General features: G+C 67.9%; 16 protein-coding genes. 5 read left to right on the top strand and 11 right to left on the bottom strand.

Annotation, left to right across the window (positions count from 1 at the left end; all coding sequences use genetic code 11):
• Window positions 1–168 precede the first annotated feature (168 nt).
• Both ACFWUP_RS27145 and ACFWUP_RS27140 read left to right on the top strand, forming a co-directional pair.
• Window positions 169–696, top strand: coding sequence for a hypothetical protein (locus ACFWUP_RS27145; RefSeq protein WP_379238801.1), 528 nt, complete (start codon window positions 169–171; stop codon window positions 694–696).
• A 65-nt stretch (window positions 697–761) separates the two neighbouring features.
• A complete protein-coding gene (locus tag ACFWUP_RS27140; protein WP_379238800.1) occupies window positions 762–1,544 on the top strand; it encodes an META domain-containing protein in 783 nt (260 codons plus the stop codon).
• 63 nt (window positions 1,545–1,607) lie between these two features.
• Here ACFWUP_RS27140 and tpiA read toward each other — a convergent pair whose 3' ends face one another.
• From tpiA to uvrC, 7 genes are all read right to left on the bottom strand, one after another.
• Entirely contained in the window at window positions 1,608–2,396 is a 789-nt protein-coding gene (tpiA, locus tag ACFWUP_RS27135) for a triose-phosphate isomerase (RefSeq protein WP_379238799.1), read from the bottom strand.
• Window positions 2,397–2,399: 3 nt separating this feature from the next.
• Entirely contained in the window at window positions 2,400–3,614 is a 1,215-nt protein-coding gene (locus ACFWUP_RS27130; RefSeq protein WP_379238798.1) for a phosphoglycerate kinase, read from the bottom strand.
• Window positions 3,615–3,619: 5 nt separating this feature from the next.
• Complete coding sequence (gap, locus tag ACFWUP_RS27125; protein WP_379238797.1) at window positions 3,620–4,636, bottom strand: type I glyceraldehyde-3-phosphate dehydrogenase; 1,017 nt, start codon at window positions 4,634–4,636, stop codon at window positions 3,620–3,622.
• A gap of 205 nt (window positions 4,637–4,841) precedes the next feature.
• On the bottom strand, window positions 4,842–5,825 hold the full coding sequence (gene whiA, locus ACFWUP_RS27120) for a DNA-binding protein WhiA (RefSeq protein WP_056810477.1): 984 nt from the start codon (window positions 5,823–5,825) through the stop codon (window positions 4,842–4,844).
• On the bottom strand, window positions 5,816–6,880 hold the full coding sequence (gene yvcK, locus ACFWUP_RS27115; RefSeq protein WP_379238796.1) for a uridine diphosphate-N-acetylglucosamine-binding protein YvcK: 1,065 nt from the start codon (window positions 6,878–6,880) through the stop codon (window positions 5,816–5,818). The genes whiA and yvcK overlap by 10 nt, the downstream gene beginning before the upstream one ends.
• Window positions 6,877–7,833, bottom strand: coding sequence for an RNase adapter RapZ (gene rapZ / locus ACFWUP_RS27110; protein WP_379238795.1), 957 nt, complete (start codon window positions 7,831–7,833; stop codon window positions 6,877–6,879). Before rapZ ends, yvcK begins: the two co-directional genes overlap by 4 nt.
• Before the next feature lie 119 nt (window positions 7,834–7,952).
• Complete coding sequence (gene uvrC, locus ACFWUP_RS27105; protein WP_379238794.1) at window positions 7,953–9,938, bottom strand: excinuclease ABC subunit UvrC; 1,986 nt, start codon at window positions 9,936–9,938, stop codon at window positions 7,953–7,955.
• A 166-nt stretch (window positions 9,939–10,104) separates the two neighbouring features.
• On the opposite strand from uvrC, the gene ACFWUP_RS27100 reads away from it, so the two are divergent.
• On the top strand, window positions 10,105–10,758 hold the full coding sequence (locus ACFWUP_RS27100; RefSeq protein ID WP_379238793.1) for a hypothetical protein: 654 nt from the start codon (window positions 10,105–10,107) through the stop codon (window positions 10,756–10,758).
• Window positions 10,759–10,844: 86 nt separating this feature from the next.
• Window positions 10,845–11,252: a hypothetical protein gene (locus ACFWUP_RS27095; protein WP_379238792.1), complete on the top strand. Its 408-nt coding sequence runs from the start codon at window positions 10,845–10,847 to the stop codon at window positions 11,250–11,252.
• 60 nt (window positions 11,253–11,312) lie between these two features.
• On the opposite strand, the gene ACFWUP_RS27090 is transcribed toward ACFWUP_RS27095, so the two are convergent.
• Window positions 11,313–12,005 carry an HAD family hydrolase gene (locus ACFWUP_RS27090; protein ID WP_379238791.1) on the bottom strand — a complete coding sequence of 231 codons (693 nt, stop codon included), beginning with the start codon at window positions 12,003–12,005 and terminating at the stop codon, window positions 11,313–11,315.
• A 159-nt stretch (window positions 12,006–12,164) separates the two neighbouring features.
• Between ACFWUP_RS27090 and ggt the strand changes: the two genes are divergently transcribed.
• Window positions 12,165–14,117, top strand: a complete 1,953-nt coding sequence (ggt, locus tag ACFWUP_RS27085; protein ID WP_379238790.1) for a gamma-glutamyltransferase — start codon at window positions 12,165–12,167, stop codon at window positions 14,115–14,117.
• A 169-nt stretch (window positions 14,118–14,286) separates the two neighbouring features.
• Here the strand turns inward: ggt and ACFWUP_RS27080 are convergent, their stop codons facing one another.
• From ACFWUP_RS27080 to ACFWUP_RS27070, 3 genes are read right to left on the bottom strand one after another with little or no spacing between them, the layout of a single operon-like run.
• Window positions 14,287–14,769, bottom strand: a complete 483-nt coding sequence (locus ACFWUP_RS27080; RefSeq protein WP_379238789.1) for a PH domain-containing protein — start codon at window positions 14,767–14,769, stop codon at window positions 14,287–14,289.
• A 2-nt stretch (window positions 14,770–14,771) separates the two neighbouring features.
• Window positions 14,772–15,248: a 6,7-dimethyl-8-ribityllumazine synthase gene (gene ribH, locus ACFWUP_RS27075; RefSeq protein ID WP_379238788.1), complete on the bottom strand. Its 477-nt coding sequence runs from the start codon at window positions 15,246–15,248 to the stop codon at window positions 14,772–14,774.
• A gap of 43 nt (window positions 15,249–15,291) precedes the next feature.
• Window positions 15,292–16,536: a bifunctional 3,4-dihydroxy-2-butanone-4-phosphate synthase/GTP cyclohydrolase II gene (locus tag ACFWUP_RS27070; protein WP_379238787.1), complete on the bottom strand. Its 1,245-nt coding sequence runs from the start codon at window positions 16,534–16,536 to the stop codon at window positions 15,292–15,294.
• Window positions 16,537–16,554 lie beyond the last annotated feature (18 nt).

Here is a 16,554-nt window from a genome sequence, read left to right as displayed (position 1 = left end):
CCGCCCGTTGTGCGGGATCCCGGCGAACTGCCAGATACCTTGCGGCCCACGATAATAAAAAGGGCGATCGACCGATGCGGTGTTATCTTCTGAGCGCTTTCGAGCGATCAGACTACAGCTCCCGTTTCGTTCGGGCGGAGCTCGTACGACACGGAGGAAAATACACGCATGAATGCCCCGCAGCCGCCGTATGGCCAGCAACCGTACGGTCAGCAGCCCTACGGTCAGCAACCGCCGTACGGCCAGCAGCCCCCCGGTGGTGGCTACCCGCCGCAGGGTGGCTACCCGCAGCCGCCGCGCAAGAAGAAGGTGTGGCCGTGGGTGCTCGGTGGGGTCCTCGTCGTGGTGCTCCTGATCGTCGGTGGTTGTGTGGCGCTCGTCGGCACCGTCGCCAATGAGATCGAGAACGAGGTGGGCCGCGAGGTGACCGTCTCCTACCAGGCCGGTGGTTCGGGCACCGGCACGGTGATCTACTCCAACGGGACCACGGACGTGCAGACCGAATCCGACGTGCCGCTGCCGTGGTCGAAGGATGTGGCGATCACCGGCCTGGTGAAGTACTCCGCGCTGAGCGTCATGTCGAGCATCGACGGCGGAACGGTTTCCTGCAAGATCGTCGTCGACGGCAAGGTGATCGCACAGGACGAGGCCAGCGGTTCCCTCGCCACCGCCGACTGCACGGGCGACGCGGGCTAGTAGTTCCCGTGGCCCGCCCCGAACACCGCCCGACGGTGTCCGGGGCGGGCCGTACCATCGGCGTTATGCGGACAACCCTTCGAGCACTCGCCGCCCTCGCGATAATCGCCACGGTGGTGGCCGGGTGCGGATCAGCCGAGGAGGATCCGGTGGACGACACCGCCACGCCGATGGGGCACACCTACATCTCCACCGAGGTCGTCGGCGACAAGATCCCGGGCGGCGGTCCGATGACGCTCACCTTCACCGACGGCCGGATCTCGGCGAGTTCCGGCTGCAACTCCGCCGGCGGCACCGTCGACCTGAGCAACCACGTCCTGCACACCTCGCCGCTGGCGGGGACTCTGATGGCCTGCCCCGGCGACCGCGCGAACGCCGACGCCTGGCAGAGCACCTTCCTGGAGTCCGATCCCACCTGGCGCCTCGACGGTGATCGGCTGACGCTGACGGGCAAGTCTGTCACCATCCATCTCACCGACAAGAAGATCGTGAGCCCCGACAAACCGCTGATCGGCACCGAATGGGTGGTCACCTCCTTGCTCACACCGGACGCGCAGGTTCGCTCGACCGCGCTCGACCAGGCGAGTCCGACCCTCACCATCGGCGAGGGCGGCACCGTCAGCGGGACCGCGGGCTGCAATCGGATGACCGGAACCTCGGGCGTCGGTCCCGGCGAATCGGTGACCTTCGCCATCGCCACCACCGAGATGATGTGCCCGCCGGAGGTGATGGAGGTCGAACAGGACGTCTTGCGCGCCCTGGACGGGAAAACCACCGCCACCGTCGACGCGGACACACTCACCCTGCGCAACGACAACGGCTACGGCCTGGTCCTGCGCGCGCGATAGCCACGAAACGCGAAGGGTCGGAAACCCGTTCGGTTTCCGACCCTTCTGCGTTGAAGTACCCGATCAGGGCAGCGGACCGCCCGCGGCGATCGCCGACAGGGTGGCGAACTCGTCACCCTTGAGCGAGGCACCGCCGACCAGCGCGCCGTCGATATCGGTCTGCCGGATCAGCTCGCCGATGTTCTTGGCGTTCACCGAGCCGCCGTAGAGCACGCGCACACCGGCGGCGACCTCCGGGGAGGCCAGCTTCTCGAGCTCGCCGCGGATCGCACCGCACACTTCCTGCGCGTCGGCCGCCGAGGCGACCTTGCCGGTGCCGATGGCCCAGACGGGCTCGTAGGCGATGACGACCTGCGAAATCTGTTCGGCCGTCAGACCTTTGAGCGAACCACGCAGCTGCTCGAGGTTGAACTCGACGTGCGTGCCCGCCTCGCGGACGCCGAGACCCTCACCGATGCAGACGATCGGGGTGATCTCGTTCTTCAGCGCCTGCTTGGCCTTGGCCAGCACGGTCGCGTCGTCTTCGTGGTGGTACTGACGACGCTCCGAGTGCCCGACCACCACGAAGGTGCAGCCGAGCTTGGCCAGCATCGACCCGCTGATCTCACCGGTGTAGGCACCGGAGTCGTGCGCCGAGACATCCTGGGCACCGTAGGTGAGCAGGAGCTTGTCGCCGTCGACGATCGACTGCACGCTGCGCAGGTCGGTGAACGGCGGGATCACCGTCACGTCGACCTTCGCGAAGTACTTCTCGGGCAGCGCGAACGCCACCTTCTGCACCAGCGAGATGGCCTCGAGGTGGTTGAGGTTCATCTTCCAGTTGCCCGCGATGAGCGGTTTACGTGCTGCCATCGCTCAGCCCTCCAGCACCGAAATACCGGGCAGCTCTTTGCCTTCCAGGTATTCCAGGGATGCGCCGCCACCGGTGGAGATGTGCGAGAAGCCGTCGTCGGGCAGGCCGAGCGCGCGCACGGCCGCGGCCGAGTCGCCGCCGCCGACGACCGTGAACGCACCCTTGGAGGTGGCGGTCACGATGGCTTCGGCGACACCGCGGGTACCGTTGGCGAACTTCTCGAACTCGAACACGCCCATCGGGCCGTTCCAGAACACGGTCTTGGCCTCGGTGAGCAGTGCGGAGAACCGGGCCACCGACTCGGGGCCGATGTCCAGGCCCAGCCAGCCGTCGGGGATCTCGGTCGAGGACACGGTCTTCGTGTCGGCGTCGGCCGCGAACTTGTCGGCCACCACGATGTCGACCGGCAGGTGCAGCACGTCGCCGAAGCGCTCGAGCAGGTCCTTGCAGGTGTCGATCATCTCGGCCTGCAGCAGCGAGCCGCCGACCGGAAGTCCTTGCGCGGCAAGGAAGGTGAAGCACATGCCGCCGCCGATCACCAGGGTGTCGACCTTGGGGGCCAGCGCCTCGATCACGGCGAGCTTGTCCGAGACCTTCGAGCCGCCGAGCACGACCGCGTACGGGCGAGCCGGGTCCTTGGTGAGCTTCTGCAGCACCTCGACCTCGGCGGCGACCAGCGTGCCCGCGTAGTGCGGGAGCTGCTGGGCGACGTCGTAGACCGAGGCCTGCTTGCGGTGCACCACGCCGAAGCCGTCGGAGACGAACGCGCCGTCGTCGCCGACCAGTTCGACGAACGCCGCGGCCAGCTTGGCCCGCTCCGATTCGTCCTTGCTGGTCTCGCGCGGGTCGAAGCGCACGTTTTCCAGGAGCAGCACGTCGCCGTCGGTGAGGCCTTCCGAGCGCGAGAGCGCGTCGTAGCCAACCACGTCACCGGCCAGCTGGACATTGCGACCCAGCAGTTCGGCCAGCTTCGCCGCCACGGGGGCCAGCGAGAACTTGGCGTCGGGTTCGCCCTTGGGGCGGCCCAGGTGTGCCATCACGACCACCTTGGCGCCGGCTTCGACCAGCGCCTGAATGGTCGGGACCGAGGCGATGATGCGGCCCGGGTCGGTGATCTGACCGTTGTCGTCGAGGGGGACGTTCAGGTCGGAGCGCACGAGCACGCCCCGACCCTCGACACCCTCGGCCAGGAGATCCTGCAGTGTCTGAACAGTCATCGCGGTCAGAGCGACTTGCCGACGAGATCGACCAGGTTGGCCAGGCGGTTGGAGTAGCCCCACTCGTTGTCGTACCAGGAGACGACCTTGACCTGGTTGTCGATGACCTTGGTCAGCGGCGCGTCGTAGATCGACGAGTGCGGGTCGGTGACGATGTCACTGGAGACGATCGGGTCCTCGTTGTACTTGAGGATGCCCTTCATCGGGCCCTCGGCGGCGGCCTTCATCGCGGCGTTGATCTCTTCGATGGTGGCCGGCTTGGCCAGGGTCGCGGTGAGGTCGGTGACCGAGCCGGTCGGGACCGGAACGCGCAGCGCGTAGCCGTCGAGCTTGCCCTGCAGTTCGGGCAGCACCAGGCCGATGGCCTTGGCCGCACCGGTGCCGGTGGGCACGATGTTCAGGGCCGCGGCGCGGGCGCGACGCAGGTCCTTGTGCGGCGCATCCTGGAGGTTCTGGTCCTGGGTGTAGGCGTGAATGGTGGTCATCAGACCGTTCACGATGCCGAACGAGTCGTTGAGGACCTTGGCGATCGGGCCGAGGCAGTTCGTGGTGCACGACGCGTTGGAGATGATGTTCTGGCTGCCGTCGTACTTGTCGTCGTTGACGCCCATCACGATGGTGATGTCGTCGCCGGTGGCAGGCGCGGAGATGATGACCTTCTTGGCACCCGCGGACAGGTGACCCTTGGCCTTCTCGGCGGCGGTGAAGATGCCGGTCGACTCGACGACCACGTCGACGTTCAGCTCGGCCCACGGCAGTGCCGAGGGGCCTTCCTTGATCGCGAGCGCCTTGATGCGCTGCTCGCCGACCACGATCGTGTCGCCCTCGACCGAGACGTTCTGCGGCAGCCGACCCAGGATCGAGTCGTACTTCAGCAGGGTGGCGAGAGTGTTGATGTCGGTGAGGTCGTTGACCGCGACGATCTCGATATCGGTCTCGCCGACGGCCTTCAAGGCCTCCACCGCACGGAAGAAATTACGTCCGATACGACCGAAGCCGTTGATACCTACCCGGACAGTCACGTTATCGCTCCTCAGCTTTCAAGCGGATTCATTCCGACGGTAACCACAGTAGTAGCCGCGTCAGCGTTCACGACAGCCACCTGTGAGTTGTGAGCTCCCCGGCCTCAGGCCTGCGGAGCCCCCAGAATAAAGGGCAGAGCGGTCATACATGACCGCTCTGCCCTAATCGTCGGATTCGCCACACCTTCGGCGCGACTCCTCTCGACTATGCGTCGTCGAGCAGTTCCGCGGTCACCGCGGACTCGGTATCGGGGATGCCGAGGTCCTTGGCGCGCCGGTCGGCCATCGACAGCAGGCGCCGGATCCGGCCCGCGACAGCGTCTTTGGTCATGGGCGGCTCGGCCAGCTGACCGAGTTCCTCCAGGGAGGCCTGCCGGTGCTGCACCCGCAGCCTGCCCGCCGCGGCGAGATGTTCGGGCACGTCGTCGGCGAGGATCTCGAGTGCGCGTTCCACCCGAGCGGCCGCCGCGACGGCCGCGCGCGCCGAACGACGCAGGTTCGCGTCGTCGAAATTGGCGAGCCGGTTGGCGGTGGCCCGCACCTCGCGGCGCATCCGCCGTTCCTCCCAGGTGAGCCTGGTGTCCTGCGCGCCCATCCGGGTGAGCAGGGCGCCGATCGCCTCACCGTCGCGCACCACGACGCGGTCGGTGCCACGCACCTCGCGGGCCTTGGCGGTGATGCCGAGCCTGCGCGCCGCGCCGACCAGCGCCAATGCCGCTTCCGGACCGGGGCAGCTCACTTCCAGGGCCGAGGAACGACCCGGCTCGGTGAGCGAGCCGTGGGCGAGAAACGCGCCACGCCATGCCGCTTCGGCGTCACCGATGCTGCCGCCGACCACCTGCGCGGGCAGCCCGCGCACCGGACGTCCGCGCACATCGAGCAGGCCGGTCTGGCGCGCCAGCGCCTCGCCTTCCTTCGACACCCGCACGACGTAACGGGAGGTCTTGCGTAGCCCGCCCGCGCCGAGCACGTGCACGTCGGAGCCGTAGCCGTACAGCTCGAAAATCTCTCTGCGCAGGCGGCGGGCGATGGACCCCATGTCCACCTCGGCTTCCACGATCACCCGGCCCCCCACGATGTGCAGACCGCCCGCAAACCGCAGCAATGCCGACAGCTCCGCTTTCCGCGAACTGACCTGCGACACCACGAGCCTGCTCAGCTCGTCCTTCACCTCGGCTGTCATCGCCACGAGACGCGCTCCTTTCCCACCGACCCCGAACGCTCTTCTGCAACACTGCGCACATCCGACGCGCTGTGTCGTCCCTCGACTCGAAGCCCAGCCAGTTGCGACCGCGGCGACCTGATCAGTTGATCCAGTGCGGCGGCAAGTTTTCCGGGATGATGCCGATCCGTTCCCGGCTCGGCCACATCGCAGAACGTTACCCGTGCGCGCAACTGTTCGGCGGCTCTTGCCACATGTTCCCGCTGCCGCCCCTCCGGCACCGAGGCCGAGTCGACGAGCACGTCGTCGACCGCGAAATCCGGTGCGTGCTGGGACAATACATGCAGATGGCGCTCCGCGGAAAAGCCGGCGGTCTCGCCGGGCTCCGCGGCCAGATTCAGAACGAGTACTTTGCGTGCCCCGGTACGCACGAGTGCGTCGTGCAATTGCGGCACGAGAACATGCGGAATGACACTGGTGAACCACGAACCCGGTCCCAGCACAACAACATCCGCGTCTTCGATGGCCGAAGTCGCCTCGGGGCTGGCGGGCGGATCGGACGGAATCAGCCGCACCCGCCGGACCTTACCCGGCGTGGTCGCCACCGCAACCTGACCGCGTACGCAGCGTCCGACGCGCGGATCCGATTCCAGGCCCGACACTTCGGCCTCGATGTCGAGCGGGATCGGCGACATCGGCAGCACCCGGCCGGTGATGCGCAGCAGTCTGCCCACCTCGTCGATCGCGGCGACCGGGTCGCCGAGGATGTCGGTGAGTCCGGCCAGGATCAGATTGCCCACCGAGTGCCCGGCCAGCGCGCCGGTGCCGCCGAAGCGGTGCTGCACCGTGGTGGTCCACACGCCGTCGGCGTCCTCGGACAGTGCGGCCAGCGCCATCCGCAGGTCGCCCGGCGGGAGCATGCCCAGTTCGGCGCGCAGGCGTCCGGAGGACCCGCCGTCGTCGGCGACGGTGACGACGGCGGTGATCCGCCGCGTCAGCCGTCGTACCGCTGTCAATGTCGCGTACAGCCCGTGTCCACCGCCCAGCGCGACGATGGCTGGGTCGGCTTCGGTTCCACTCATTCGCGCCCCAGATCCCGGTGCACGACGCGGACGACGTCCACCGCCGCGTGCCCGGCATCGGCACCGATGCGCTCGCCCAGTGCCTCGGCGATGGCGACGCTGCGATGTTTACCGCCGGTGCACCCCACTGCCACGGTCATGTATCGCTTCCCCTCTTGGCGGTATCCGGTCGTCGTCAGGTCGACCAGGTGTTTGCCGGTCTGCAGGTAATCCTGCGCACCGGGCCTGGACAGCACATAGTCGCTGACCACCGACTCCTGTCCGGTGTGTTCCCGCAATTCCGGAATCCAATGCGGGTTGGGCAGAAATCGCACGTCCAACACCATGTCGGCGTCGAGGGGAACACCGTACTTGAAGCCGAACGACTGCAGGGTCAGCTGCAGTGCGGCTGGCGCGCCCGCACCGTATGCCTCCTCCAGTTTGCGGTGCAGCTGGTGGATGGACAGCTCGGTGGTGTCGATGACGAGGTCGGCGGCGCCCTTGACCGCGGCGAGCCTGGCTCGTTCGGCGGTCAGACCCGCTGACAGTGTCCCGTCGGGGCTGTCGCTCTGCAGCGGGTGACGGCGTCGGGCGAAGCCGAACCGCCGGATCAGCACATCGTCGGAGGCCTCGAGGAACAGCACTCTGGTCCGGATGCCCGCGCCGCGCAACTCCTCGGTGACGCCCGAGAGCTCGCCGGTGAAGAAGCGGCTGCGCACGTCCATGACCAGCGCCAACCGCCGGATCGGCGGGTCGGCAGCGGCGCCTAGTTCGATCATCCGCCCGATCAGTTCGGGCGGTAGGTTGTCGGTCACGTACCAGCCGAGATCTTCCAGCACGCGCGCGGCAGTGCCGCGGCCCGCGCCGGACAAGCCGGTCACGATGACCACTTCTACTGGTTGCTGTGTGTCGGTGGCCGACCCGGACTGCCCGGGTGCCGCCCCCGCCTTGTTATTCGATTCGACGCGTGTCATGTCCTACCGGATCCGTTTCTGGGTGCCTTTCGATCATCCCGCACCGGTTCGGGTATCGGGCGCAGACACACAACGTACGGCACACGCAATCTTGCGTCCTGCGATACCGGCCGTCGCGGCTAGGGGCTGTTGAGTGCCGCGAGCACCGCTTTCGCTGTCGAGACCCCGATTCCGGGCACCGAAGTGATTTCTTCGACCGTCGCGTCCTTGATCCTGGCGACCGAGCCGAAATGGGTGACCAAGGCGGTGCGCCTTGTCTCGCCGAGCCCGGGCACCGAGTCCAGTGCCGAGGCCGTCATCCGGCGGGAGCGTTTGCTGCGATGGAAGGTGATGGCGAAGCGGTGGGCCTCGTCGCGGACACGTTGCAGCAGGAACAGGGCCTCGCTGTTGCGCGGCATGATCACCGGGTCGGCTTCGCCGGGCACCCAGACCTCTTCGAGGCGTTTGGCAAGGCCGATCACCGCGACATCGGTGATGCCGAGGTCGTCGAGGACCTCGGCGGCGGCGGCCACCTGGGGGGCACCGCCGTCGACAACGTAGAGATTCGGTGGGTAGGCGAAGCGGCGGGGGCGGCCGGTGGTGGGATCGATGCCGGGGCGTGAAGCGGGTTCGTCGACTTCGTCGGGTTCGATTTCGACGGGTTGCTCGCGGTCGCGGGCCAAGCGGGCGAAGCGGCGGCGGGTCACCTCGGCGATGCTGCCGACGTCGTCGGAGCGGCCGTCGCCCGCGGCTTCCTTGATCGCGTAGTGGCGGTAGTCGGACTTGCGGGCCAGGCCGTCTTCGAAGACCACCAGCGAGGCGACGACGTCGGTGCCCTGCACGTGGCTGATGTCGACGCATTCGATCCGCAGCGGCGCGCTGTCGAGTTCGAGCGCTTCCTGAATGTCTTGCAGCGCTTGCGATCTCGAGGTGAGGTCACCGGCGCGGCGGAGCTTGTGCTGGGCCAGCGCTTCGGCGGCATTGCGCTGGACCGTTTCGGCGAGCGCCTTCTTGTCGCCGCGTTGCGGGATGCGTAGCGAGACCGCGGAGCCGCGCATTTCGCTGAGCCACTCGCCGATCTCCTCGGCGTCGGCAGGGAGTTCGGGGACCAGCACTTCCCGGGGGACGACGATGGCCGCGTCACCGTTCTGGTCGGCCATGGCGGCTTGTTCGCCGTAGAACTGGGTGAGGAACTGTTCGACCAGGGCGGCCAGTTCGGTGCCCGATTCCGCGACGTCGAGCGCGTCGCCGGATTTGTCGACGACCCAGCCGCGCTGACCGCGCACGCGGCCGTCGCGGACGTGGAAGATCTGGACGGCGGCTTCGAGTTCGTCGGTGGCGAAGGCGATCACGTCGGCGTCGGTACCGGTGCCGAGCACGACGGCCTGCTTCTCGAGTGCGCGGCGCAGCGCCTGCACGTCGTCACGCAGGCGCGCGGCGTTCTCGAAGTCGAGGTCTTCGGCGGCCTCGTGCATCCGGCGTTCGAGGGCGCGCACCATCTTGTCGGTCTTGCCGGACAGAAAGTCGCAGAAGTCCTCGACGATCTGACGGTGCTCGTCGGCGCTGACCCGACCCACGCACGGTGCGGAACATTTGTCGATGTAGCCGAGCAGGCAGGGGCGCCCGATCTGGTTGTGCCGCTTGAAGACTCCGTTGGAGCAGGTGCGCGCGGGGAACACCCGCAGCAGCAGATCGAGGGTCTCGCGGATCGCCCAGGCGTGGGCGTAGGGGCCGAAGTAGCGCACGCCCTTCTTGCGGGCGCCCCGGTAGACGAACAGCCGCGGATATTCCTCGTTGAGGGTCACCGCGAGTACCGGGTAGGTCTTGTCGTCGCGGTAGCGCACATTGAACCGCGGATCGAATTCCTTGATCCAGTTGTACTCGAGCTGCAGTGCCTCCACCTCGGTGGACACCACCGTCCACTCGACCGAGGACGCGGTGGTCACCATCTGCTTGGTGCGCGGATGCAGGGAGAACACATCGGCGAAGTAGGAATTCAGCCGACTCCGCAGGCTCTTGGCCTTCCCGACATAGATGACCCGCCCGTGCACGTCCCGGAACTTGTACACACCGGGTTCGACGGGAATCGTGCCCGGCGCCGGCCGGTAGGTTGCGGGATCTGCCACCTATCCAGCCTAGCTAGGGGCTCCGACAGGTTCGGTCGCTGTCCGTTTGGTGGGACTTCGGGTGGCGCGAACATGCCCCGTGATCTTGAATATCGTCCGGGGGATTCATCGTCACTTGTCTCGGCGCTGCCGTCCGCCCGTTGATCCATCTCGGAAAGGACAGCCGTTGACCGGCCCCGAAAACCAGCCCGGCACACCGCATTACGCGGCCGATGACGCCGCACGGGCGCAGACCTACCCGCAGGCTTACGGCGATCCTGCGGCGCAGTACACCACCCCCAGGACAACGCATGACAGCAGCTACATCACCGACGCCGGTGAGCTCGGGTACCCCGCTTACGAGCCATACCCCGGCGGTCCCCACGGCGGTCCCGGCGTCGCGCATTACCCCGGCGGACCCGGATACCAGCCCGGCTACGCGCCCTTCCCCGGCGGCCCGGGATACGGCAGCTATCCACCGGCGCCGGTACGGATGCCCGGCAGCGTCCGCGCGGCGCAGATTCTGTCCTTCGTCGCGGCGGCGCTCGGACTGGTGTTGATCGTGCTGATCGGCGCGATGGGCGGCCCGGAGGCACTCGGTCGAGCCACGGCGGGCTTTTCGTTGTTTCTCGTGCTCGGTGGGCTCGCGTGCGCGTTCCAGAACGGCAGCGATGGGGTCAGGATCGGCGGCATAGTGGTCGGCAGCATGACTGCGCTGTGCGGACTCGGCTCGATGGCGGGTCAGGCACCGCCCAGCCTGCTCGGGATGCTGATCGGTGGAGCCGTCGCGATCCTGCTCGCGCAGAAGTCGGCGCGCGATTGGTTCCACCGGCCGCGCTGATCCGCGCCTGCGTGGTCGGGTGAGCGGGGCTCCGCGGGCGCCTGTGTACCGTGGGTGCTCGGATTCTGTGCCCGAAAGGACCTCCGATGACCAACGCCGCCGCCCACCTGGGTGACGACCTGTACGACGACGAGGCGACCCCGCACGGAGTCATGCCCGGCACGGTGCGTGGCGCACGGCTGATCGCGGCGGTCGCGGCCGCTGTCGGGGTCGTGTTGACCGTGATCACGGTGGCGCTGGGCGGGTCGCTCGGCATGTTGCTCGCCGGGTATCTGCCGTCCTTCGCGCTGGTTCCGCTGGTGCTGATGTTCCGGCAGGGCGGCGATCTGGTGCGCAGGGCGACGGTTGGCGTTGCGGTGAGCGCGCTGGTGGTGTCGTCGACGGGCATTCTCACCGGGCTACCGCCGGGGGCAGTCGGCATTGTCGCCAATGGGGCGGTGGCGGGAATGCTGCTGCGGCCGTCGGCGAAAGCCTGGTTCACCCGCGAGCGCTGATACCCGGCGGCTCCGGTGAGTTGTTGAAGCGCCGGGGCCGGTTCGGGTGGAGCCCATGAGTCAGCGAGCAGTCTGAATCCCGTACTCGGCGAGTGCGTCGATGAGGGCGCGGGGGCGGTCAGCGGTCGGGAGGGCGTCGACGAGGGCGAAGTGGGCACCGAGGGTGGTTGCGCCGCCGTCGGCTTCGGTGCTGTCGCCGATCATGAGGACTCGTTCGGGGGCTACGCCGAGTCGGTCGGTGGCGTCGCGGAAGATGTGCGGGTTCGGTTTGATGGCGCCTACTTCGTAGGACAGGGTCATCGCGCCGATCAGGTCGGTCCAGCCGTGTTTGTCGAAGGCCGGGCGGATGTCGAAGGCGATATTGCTGACGATGCCGATCGGAATACCCTGGGCGGCAAGGGATTCCAGGACAGTGCCGGTGTCGGGGTACGGGGTCCAGGTGAGTGGGTCGATGAGGCGTTCGTAGAGACGCGCGGCCTGGGCGTCGGGGACGCCGGAGCCGCGCAGCACGTCGAGGTAGGCGTGGCGGTGCAGGGCGGGGTCGAGATCGCGGTTGTCCCAGGCGTGTTGACCGGCCACGTCGAAGGTCATGAACTGCTCGACCGGGGCCGTCATCCGCCGCAGCACTTCGGCTTTCGCCGCCACGTCGAACGGGGTGCCGTCGTCGCCGACGAGTTCGTCGGCCCAGATCCGGTCGTCCTCCAGACGGAAGACCGTGCCGGAGAAGTCGAAGAGCACCGCGTCGATATCCATGTCAGCCAGGGTAACCACGCGGACTGCGCGGGTCCGGCGGAAATCGGCCGGCGGAACCGACATTCGCGTGCACGTCATCCCGGCGCTGCCAGTGACCGTTCCCGGTGACCGGACCGAAAATCATCGAATCGTGTCGTACCCGCGGGTTACGCTGCCTTCATGACGCCAAGGCGACGGACGTGGATCGGGGCCACGACGGCCGCAGTGCTCGCGGTGGGGGTACTGGCCGGATGTTCGACAGATGACACCAAGGCAGCGGAGTGCACCAGCACGCCCAACGGCACCCCGGTGTCCGCGGCGCCCGCAACGGGCGGGGGCGCGCCGACCTCGCAGAACCTCAGCACCAACCCCGAGATCGCGTCGGGGTACCGCTCGGATATGACAGCCGTGCGCACCGGTACCTACGCGGTGTCGACGGCCAATCCGATCGCCACCGAGGCCGCGTGCCGGGTGTTGCGGGCGGGCGGCACCGCCACCGATGCGCTGGTCACCGCGCAGGCGGTGCTCGGGCTGGTGGAACCGCAGGCGTCCGGTATCGGGGGTGGTGCGTTCCTGGTGCACTACGACGCGAAGTCGCGCACCGTGGACACCTATGACGGCCGCGAGACCGCGCCTGCCGCCGCGACCGAGAACTATCTGCGCTGGGTCAGCGATACCGACCGCACCGAACCCGCGCCGAACACCCGCGCCAGCGGTCGCTCGATCGGCGTGCCCGGCGCGCTGAAGATGCTCGAACTCGCCCATTCCGAACACGGGATGAGCGCGTGGAAGGAACTGTTCGATCCCGCGATCAGCCTGTCCGACAGCGGTTTCGAGATCAGTCCCCGGCTGGCCGGGCAGATCGCCGAATCCGCGACGGACCTCGCCGGCGACGAGGCCGCGCGCGGCTACTTCCTCGAACCCGACGGGTCGCCCAAGAAGGCGGGCACGGTCCTCACCAATCCGGCGCTGGCCAAAACACTGTCGGCCGTCGCGACCGACGGCGCGAAAGCTTTCTACAGCGGCGCCATCGCGCAGGACATCGTCGAGGCGGCGGCCAGTACCGCGGGCGGACGCACCCCGAGCCTGCTGACCACCACCGACCTGGCGAATTACGAAGCCAAGAAGCGTTCAGCGCTGTGTACCGGGTATCGCAAGTTCGAACTGTGTGGCATGCCCGCGCCGTCCTCGGGCGGTAGCACCGTCGCCGCGACGCTGGGCATCCTCGCCAATTTCGACCTTCCCGCGCTGCGCCCACAGGAACTCGACGCGAACGGCGGGCGCCCCGACGCGCAAGCGGTGCACCTGATCGCCGAGGCGGAGCGGCTGGCTTACGCCGATCGCAACAAGTACGTCGCCGATCCGGATTTCGTTCCGCTGCCCGGCAATTCGGCCCTGTCGCTGGTCCACCCGCAGTATCTGAAGGAGCGATCGACCCTGATCGACCCCCAGCGCAGCATGGGTACCGCGAAGCCGGGCAACCTCGGTCCCGTACCCCTCGGCACCGGCCCGCAGCCGCCCGAGCACGGCACCAGCCACATCTCCGTCGTCGACAAATACGGCAACGCGGCCGCGATGACCACCACGGTCGAATCGGCGTTCGGGTCGTTCCATCTCGTCGACGGGTTCCTGCTCAACAATCAGCTCACCGACTTCGCCGCCGATCCCGTCGACCCGGACGGCACCCCCGTGGCCAATCGCCTCCAGCCCAACAAGCGCCCACGCAGTTCGATGGCACCCACCCTGGTCTTCGACCGCGACGACAAGGGTGATCGTGGCGAACTGAAGCTCGTCACGGGTTCACCCGGCGGGTCGGTGATCATCCAGTTCGTCGTGAAAACCCTTGTCAATGTGCTGGATTGGGGCCTCGACCCGCAGCAGGCGGTGTCCGGGGTGTCGTTCGGCGCGGGGAATACGCCCGTCACCGGCGTCGGCGGTGAGCATCCGGACATCAATGCCACCGATAACGGCGACCACGACCCGCTGGTGCAGAAGCTCCGGGAAATGGGCCATCAGGTCTCCGTGGCGCCGCAGTCCAGCGGGCTCAGCGCACTGCAGCACAACGGAAAAGACGGCTGGATCGGCGGTGCGGATCCCCGCCGTGAGGGAGCGGTGCTCGGCGATACCCGCTGAGCATTCGCTGTTCGTCGTCCGAACGGCCTACTGCTGACCGGGCGACGACGAACGGGTCGCCTCTGCCCGAACGCCTGACGGCCGGTGGAGAACGGGCCCGCCGGTAGTCCGTGAGCAGATCACCGGCGGACTGGACGCTCGACGACGACGATCAGCGCGCTACTCAGTCCTATGGGGCGTAGCGGGCGCCGAGTTCGCGGACGCGCTCGATGGCGTCGGCGGCGTGGGCCTTGTCGTTGGAGCGGATCGCCAGCATCGGGACGTAATCGTCGTCGGCGAGTTCGAGGCGGGCCCACGACTTGCGGTCGGGAAAGGATGCGCCGCGGATGTAGGCCCACGGGTACACCTGTTCGCCCAGGATGTTGCGCACCGCGACGCCCTGACTGCCCGCGCGCACGCGTGGACGGGTCAGCATCAGCACCGCGCCCGCACCGACCACCCCGATCAGAATCATCGCAACCTGATCGGCGACCCGGAAGTTCACCCCGGTCGACCCGGTCCGCAGCAGCAGCCCGCCCGCGGTGAACGCGATCACGATGACAACGGCGACCACGATGGCGGTGCGGGTGGCGCGGCGCGGCCGCACCTCGAACTCCCAGCCCGCGTCGTGCTCGGGCGAACTACCGCGCCGCCATGTTCGCACCACCGGCACGGTTACGCCGATCGCAGTGCGCGCAAGGTGAGCGCGGCGTCGAGGGCGGCGGCACAGGCCTGCTCACCCTTGTCCTCCGCCGAACCGGGCAGTCCGGCCCGATCGCGCGCCTGCTCTTCGTCGTTCGTGGTGAGCACACCGTTGGTGACGGGGGTCGCCGCATCGAGCGAAACCCGGGTCAGACCAGCGGTCACCGCATCGCACACATACTCGAAATGCGGTGTGCCACCACGGATCACGACACCGAGCGCGACAACAGCATCGTGTGTGCGAGCGAGTTCCTGCGCGACGACCGGCAACTCCATCGCCCCGGCACAACGCACCACGGTCACGTGCTCGACGCCGGCTTCCTTGGCCACCCGCTCGGCATTCGCCACGAGCGTGTCGCAGATCTCGGTGTGCCAGCGCGAGGCGACGATGCCGAGTTTGACGTCTTTGGCCTGCGCCAAGGCGAAGGTCGGAACACCCGTGCCGCTCATCGTTACTGCCTTTCGAAAGTAGTGATCACTGCGCGGTTTCGGATCACTGCGCGGTTTCGCCCAGGTCGAGATCGTCGAGGCCGACCAGATCGTGGCCCATCCGATCCCGCTTGGTGCGCAGGTAGTGCAGGTTCTCGGCATTGGCGCGCAACGGCATCGGAACCCGCTCGGTGATCGCGAGGCCGTAACCGTCGAGGCCGACCCGCTTGGCCGGGTTGTTCGTGAGCAGCCGCATGGAGCGGATGCCGAGGTCGACCAGGATCTGCGCGCCGGTGCCGTAATCGCGGGCGTCGGCGGGCAGGCCGAGGTCGAGATTCGCGTCGACGGTGTCGCGGCCGGAGTCCTGCAGTTGGTAGGCCTGCAGCTTGTGCATCAGGCCGATGCCGCGACCCTCGTGCCCACGCATGTAGAGCACGACACCACGGCCCTCGAGGTCGACCATCTCCAGCGCCGCGTCCAGTTGCGGGCCGCAGTCACAGCGCAGCGAACCGAAGACGTCACCGGTCAAGCACTCCGAGTGCACGCGCACCAGCACGTCCTCGCCGTCGCCGATGTCGCCGCGCACCAGCGCGACATGCTCGGGCTCGTCGAAGATGCTCTGGTATCCCACGGCCTTGAAGTCGCCGTGCGCGGTCGGGATCCGGGCCTCGGCCACGCGCACTACGTGCTTCTCGTGCTTGCGCCGCCAGGCGATCATGTCGGCGATCGAGATCATCGCCAGGTTGTGCTCGTCGGCGAACACGCGCAGCTCGTCGGTGCGGGCCATGTGCCCGTCGTCCTTCTGGCTGACGATCTCGCAGATCACGCCCGCCGGACGCAACCCGGCCATCCGGGCCAGATCGACCGCGGCCTCGGTGTGACCGGGCCTGCGCAGCACGCCGCCGTCCTTGGCGCGCAGCGGCACCACGTGGCCGGGGCGGGTGAACTCGTCGGCCTTGGCCTCCGCACTGGCCAGCAGGCGCATGGTGACGGCTCGGTCGGCGCCGGAGATGCCGGTGGTGATGCCCTCGCGCGCGTCCACCGACACGGTGTAGGCGGTGCCGTGCTTGTCCTGGTTCATCGCGTACGCGGGCGGCAGACCGAGCCGGTCGCAGTCGTCGGCAGTCAACGGCACGCAGATGTAGCCGGAGGTGTAGCGGATCATGAACGCGACCAGCTCCGGGGTGGCCTTCTCGGCCGCGAAGATGAGGTCGCCTTCGTTCTCCCGGTCCTCGTCGTCGATGACGACAACAGCCTTGCCGGCCGCGATATCGGCGACCGCGCGCTCGATGCTGTCCAACCTGGTCACGTCTGCTTGCTCCGTAAT

It is taken from the genome of Nocardia sp. NPDC058658 (assembly GCF_042716665.1).
Lineage (GTDB): Bacteria > Actinomycetota > Actinomycetes > Mycobacteriales > Mycobacteriaceae > Nocardia.
The sequence above is the reverse complement of the archived record's forward strand: the minus strand, read 5'-3'. Positions and strand labels throughout refer to the sequence as shown.

Coding starts and splice junctions, on each gene's coding strand:
- ACFWUP_RS27145 (WP_379238801.1), top strand. CDS start 169: ATGAATGCCCCGCAGCCGCCGTATGGCCAGCAACCGTACGGTCAGCAG.
- ACFWUP_RS27140 (WP_379238800.1), top strand. CDS start 762: ATGCGGACAACCCTTCGAGCACTCGCCGCCCTCGCGATAATCGCCACG.
- tpiA (WP_379238799.1), bottom strand. CDS start 2,396: ATGGCAGCACGTAAACCGCTCATCGCGGGCAACTGGAAGATGAACCTC.
- ACFWUP_RS27130 (WP_379238798.1), bottom strand. CDS start 3,614: ATGACTGTTCAGACACTGCAGGATCTCCTGGCCGAGGGTGTCGAGGGT.
- yvcK (WP_379238796.1), bottom strand. CDS start 6,880: ATGAGTGGAACCGAAGCCGACCCAGCCATCGTCGCGCTGGGCGGTGGA.
- rapZ (WP_379238795.1), bottom strand. CDS start 7,833: ATGACACGCGTCGAATCGAATAACAAGGCGGGGGCGGCACCCGGGCAG.
- ACFWUP_RS27095 (WP_379238792.1), top strand. CDS start 10,845: ATGACCAACGCCGCCGCCCACCTGGGTGACGACCTGTACGACGACGAG.
- ACFWUP_RS27090 (WP_379238791.1), bottom strand. CDS start 12,005: ATGGATATCGACGCGGTGCTCTTCGACTTCTCCGGCACGGTCTTCCGT.
- ggt (WP_379238790.1), top strand. CDS start 12,165: ATGACGCCAAGGCGACGGACGTGGATCGGGGCCACGACGGCCGCAGTG.
- ribH (WP_379238788.1), bottom strand. CDS start 15,248: ATGAGCGGCACGGGTGTTCCGACCTTCGCCTTGGCGCAGGCCAAAGAC.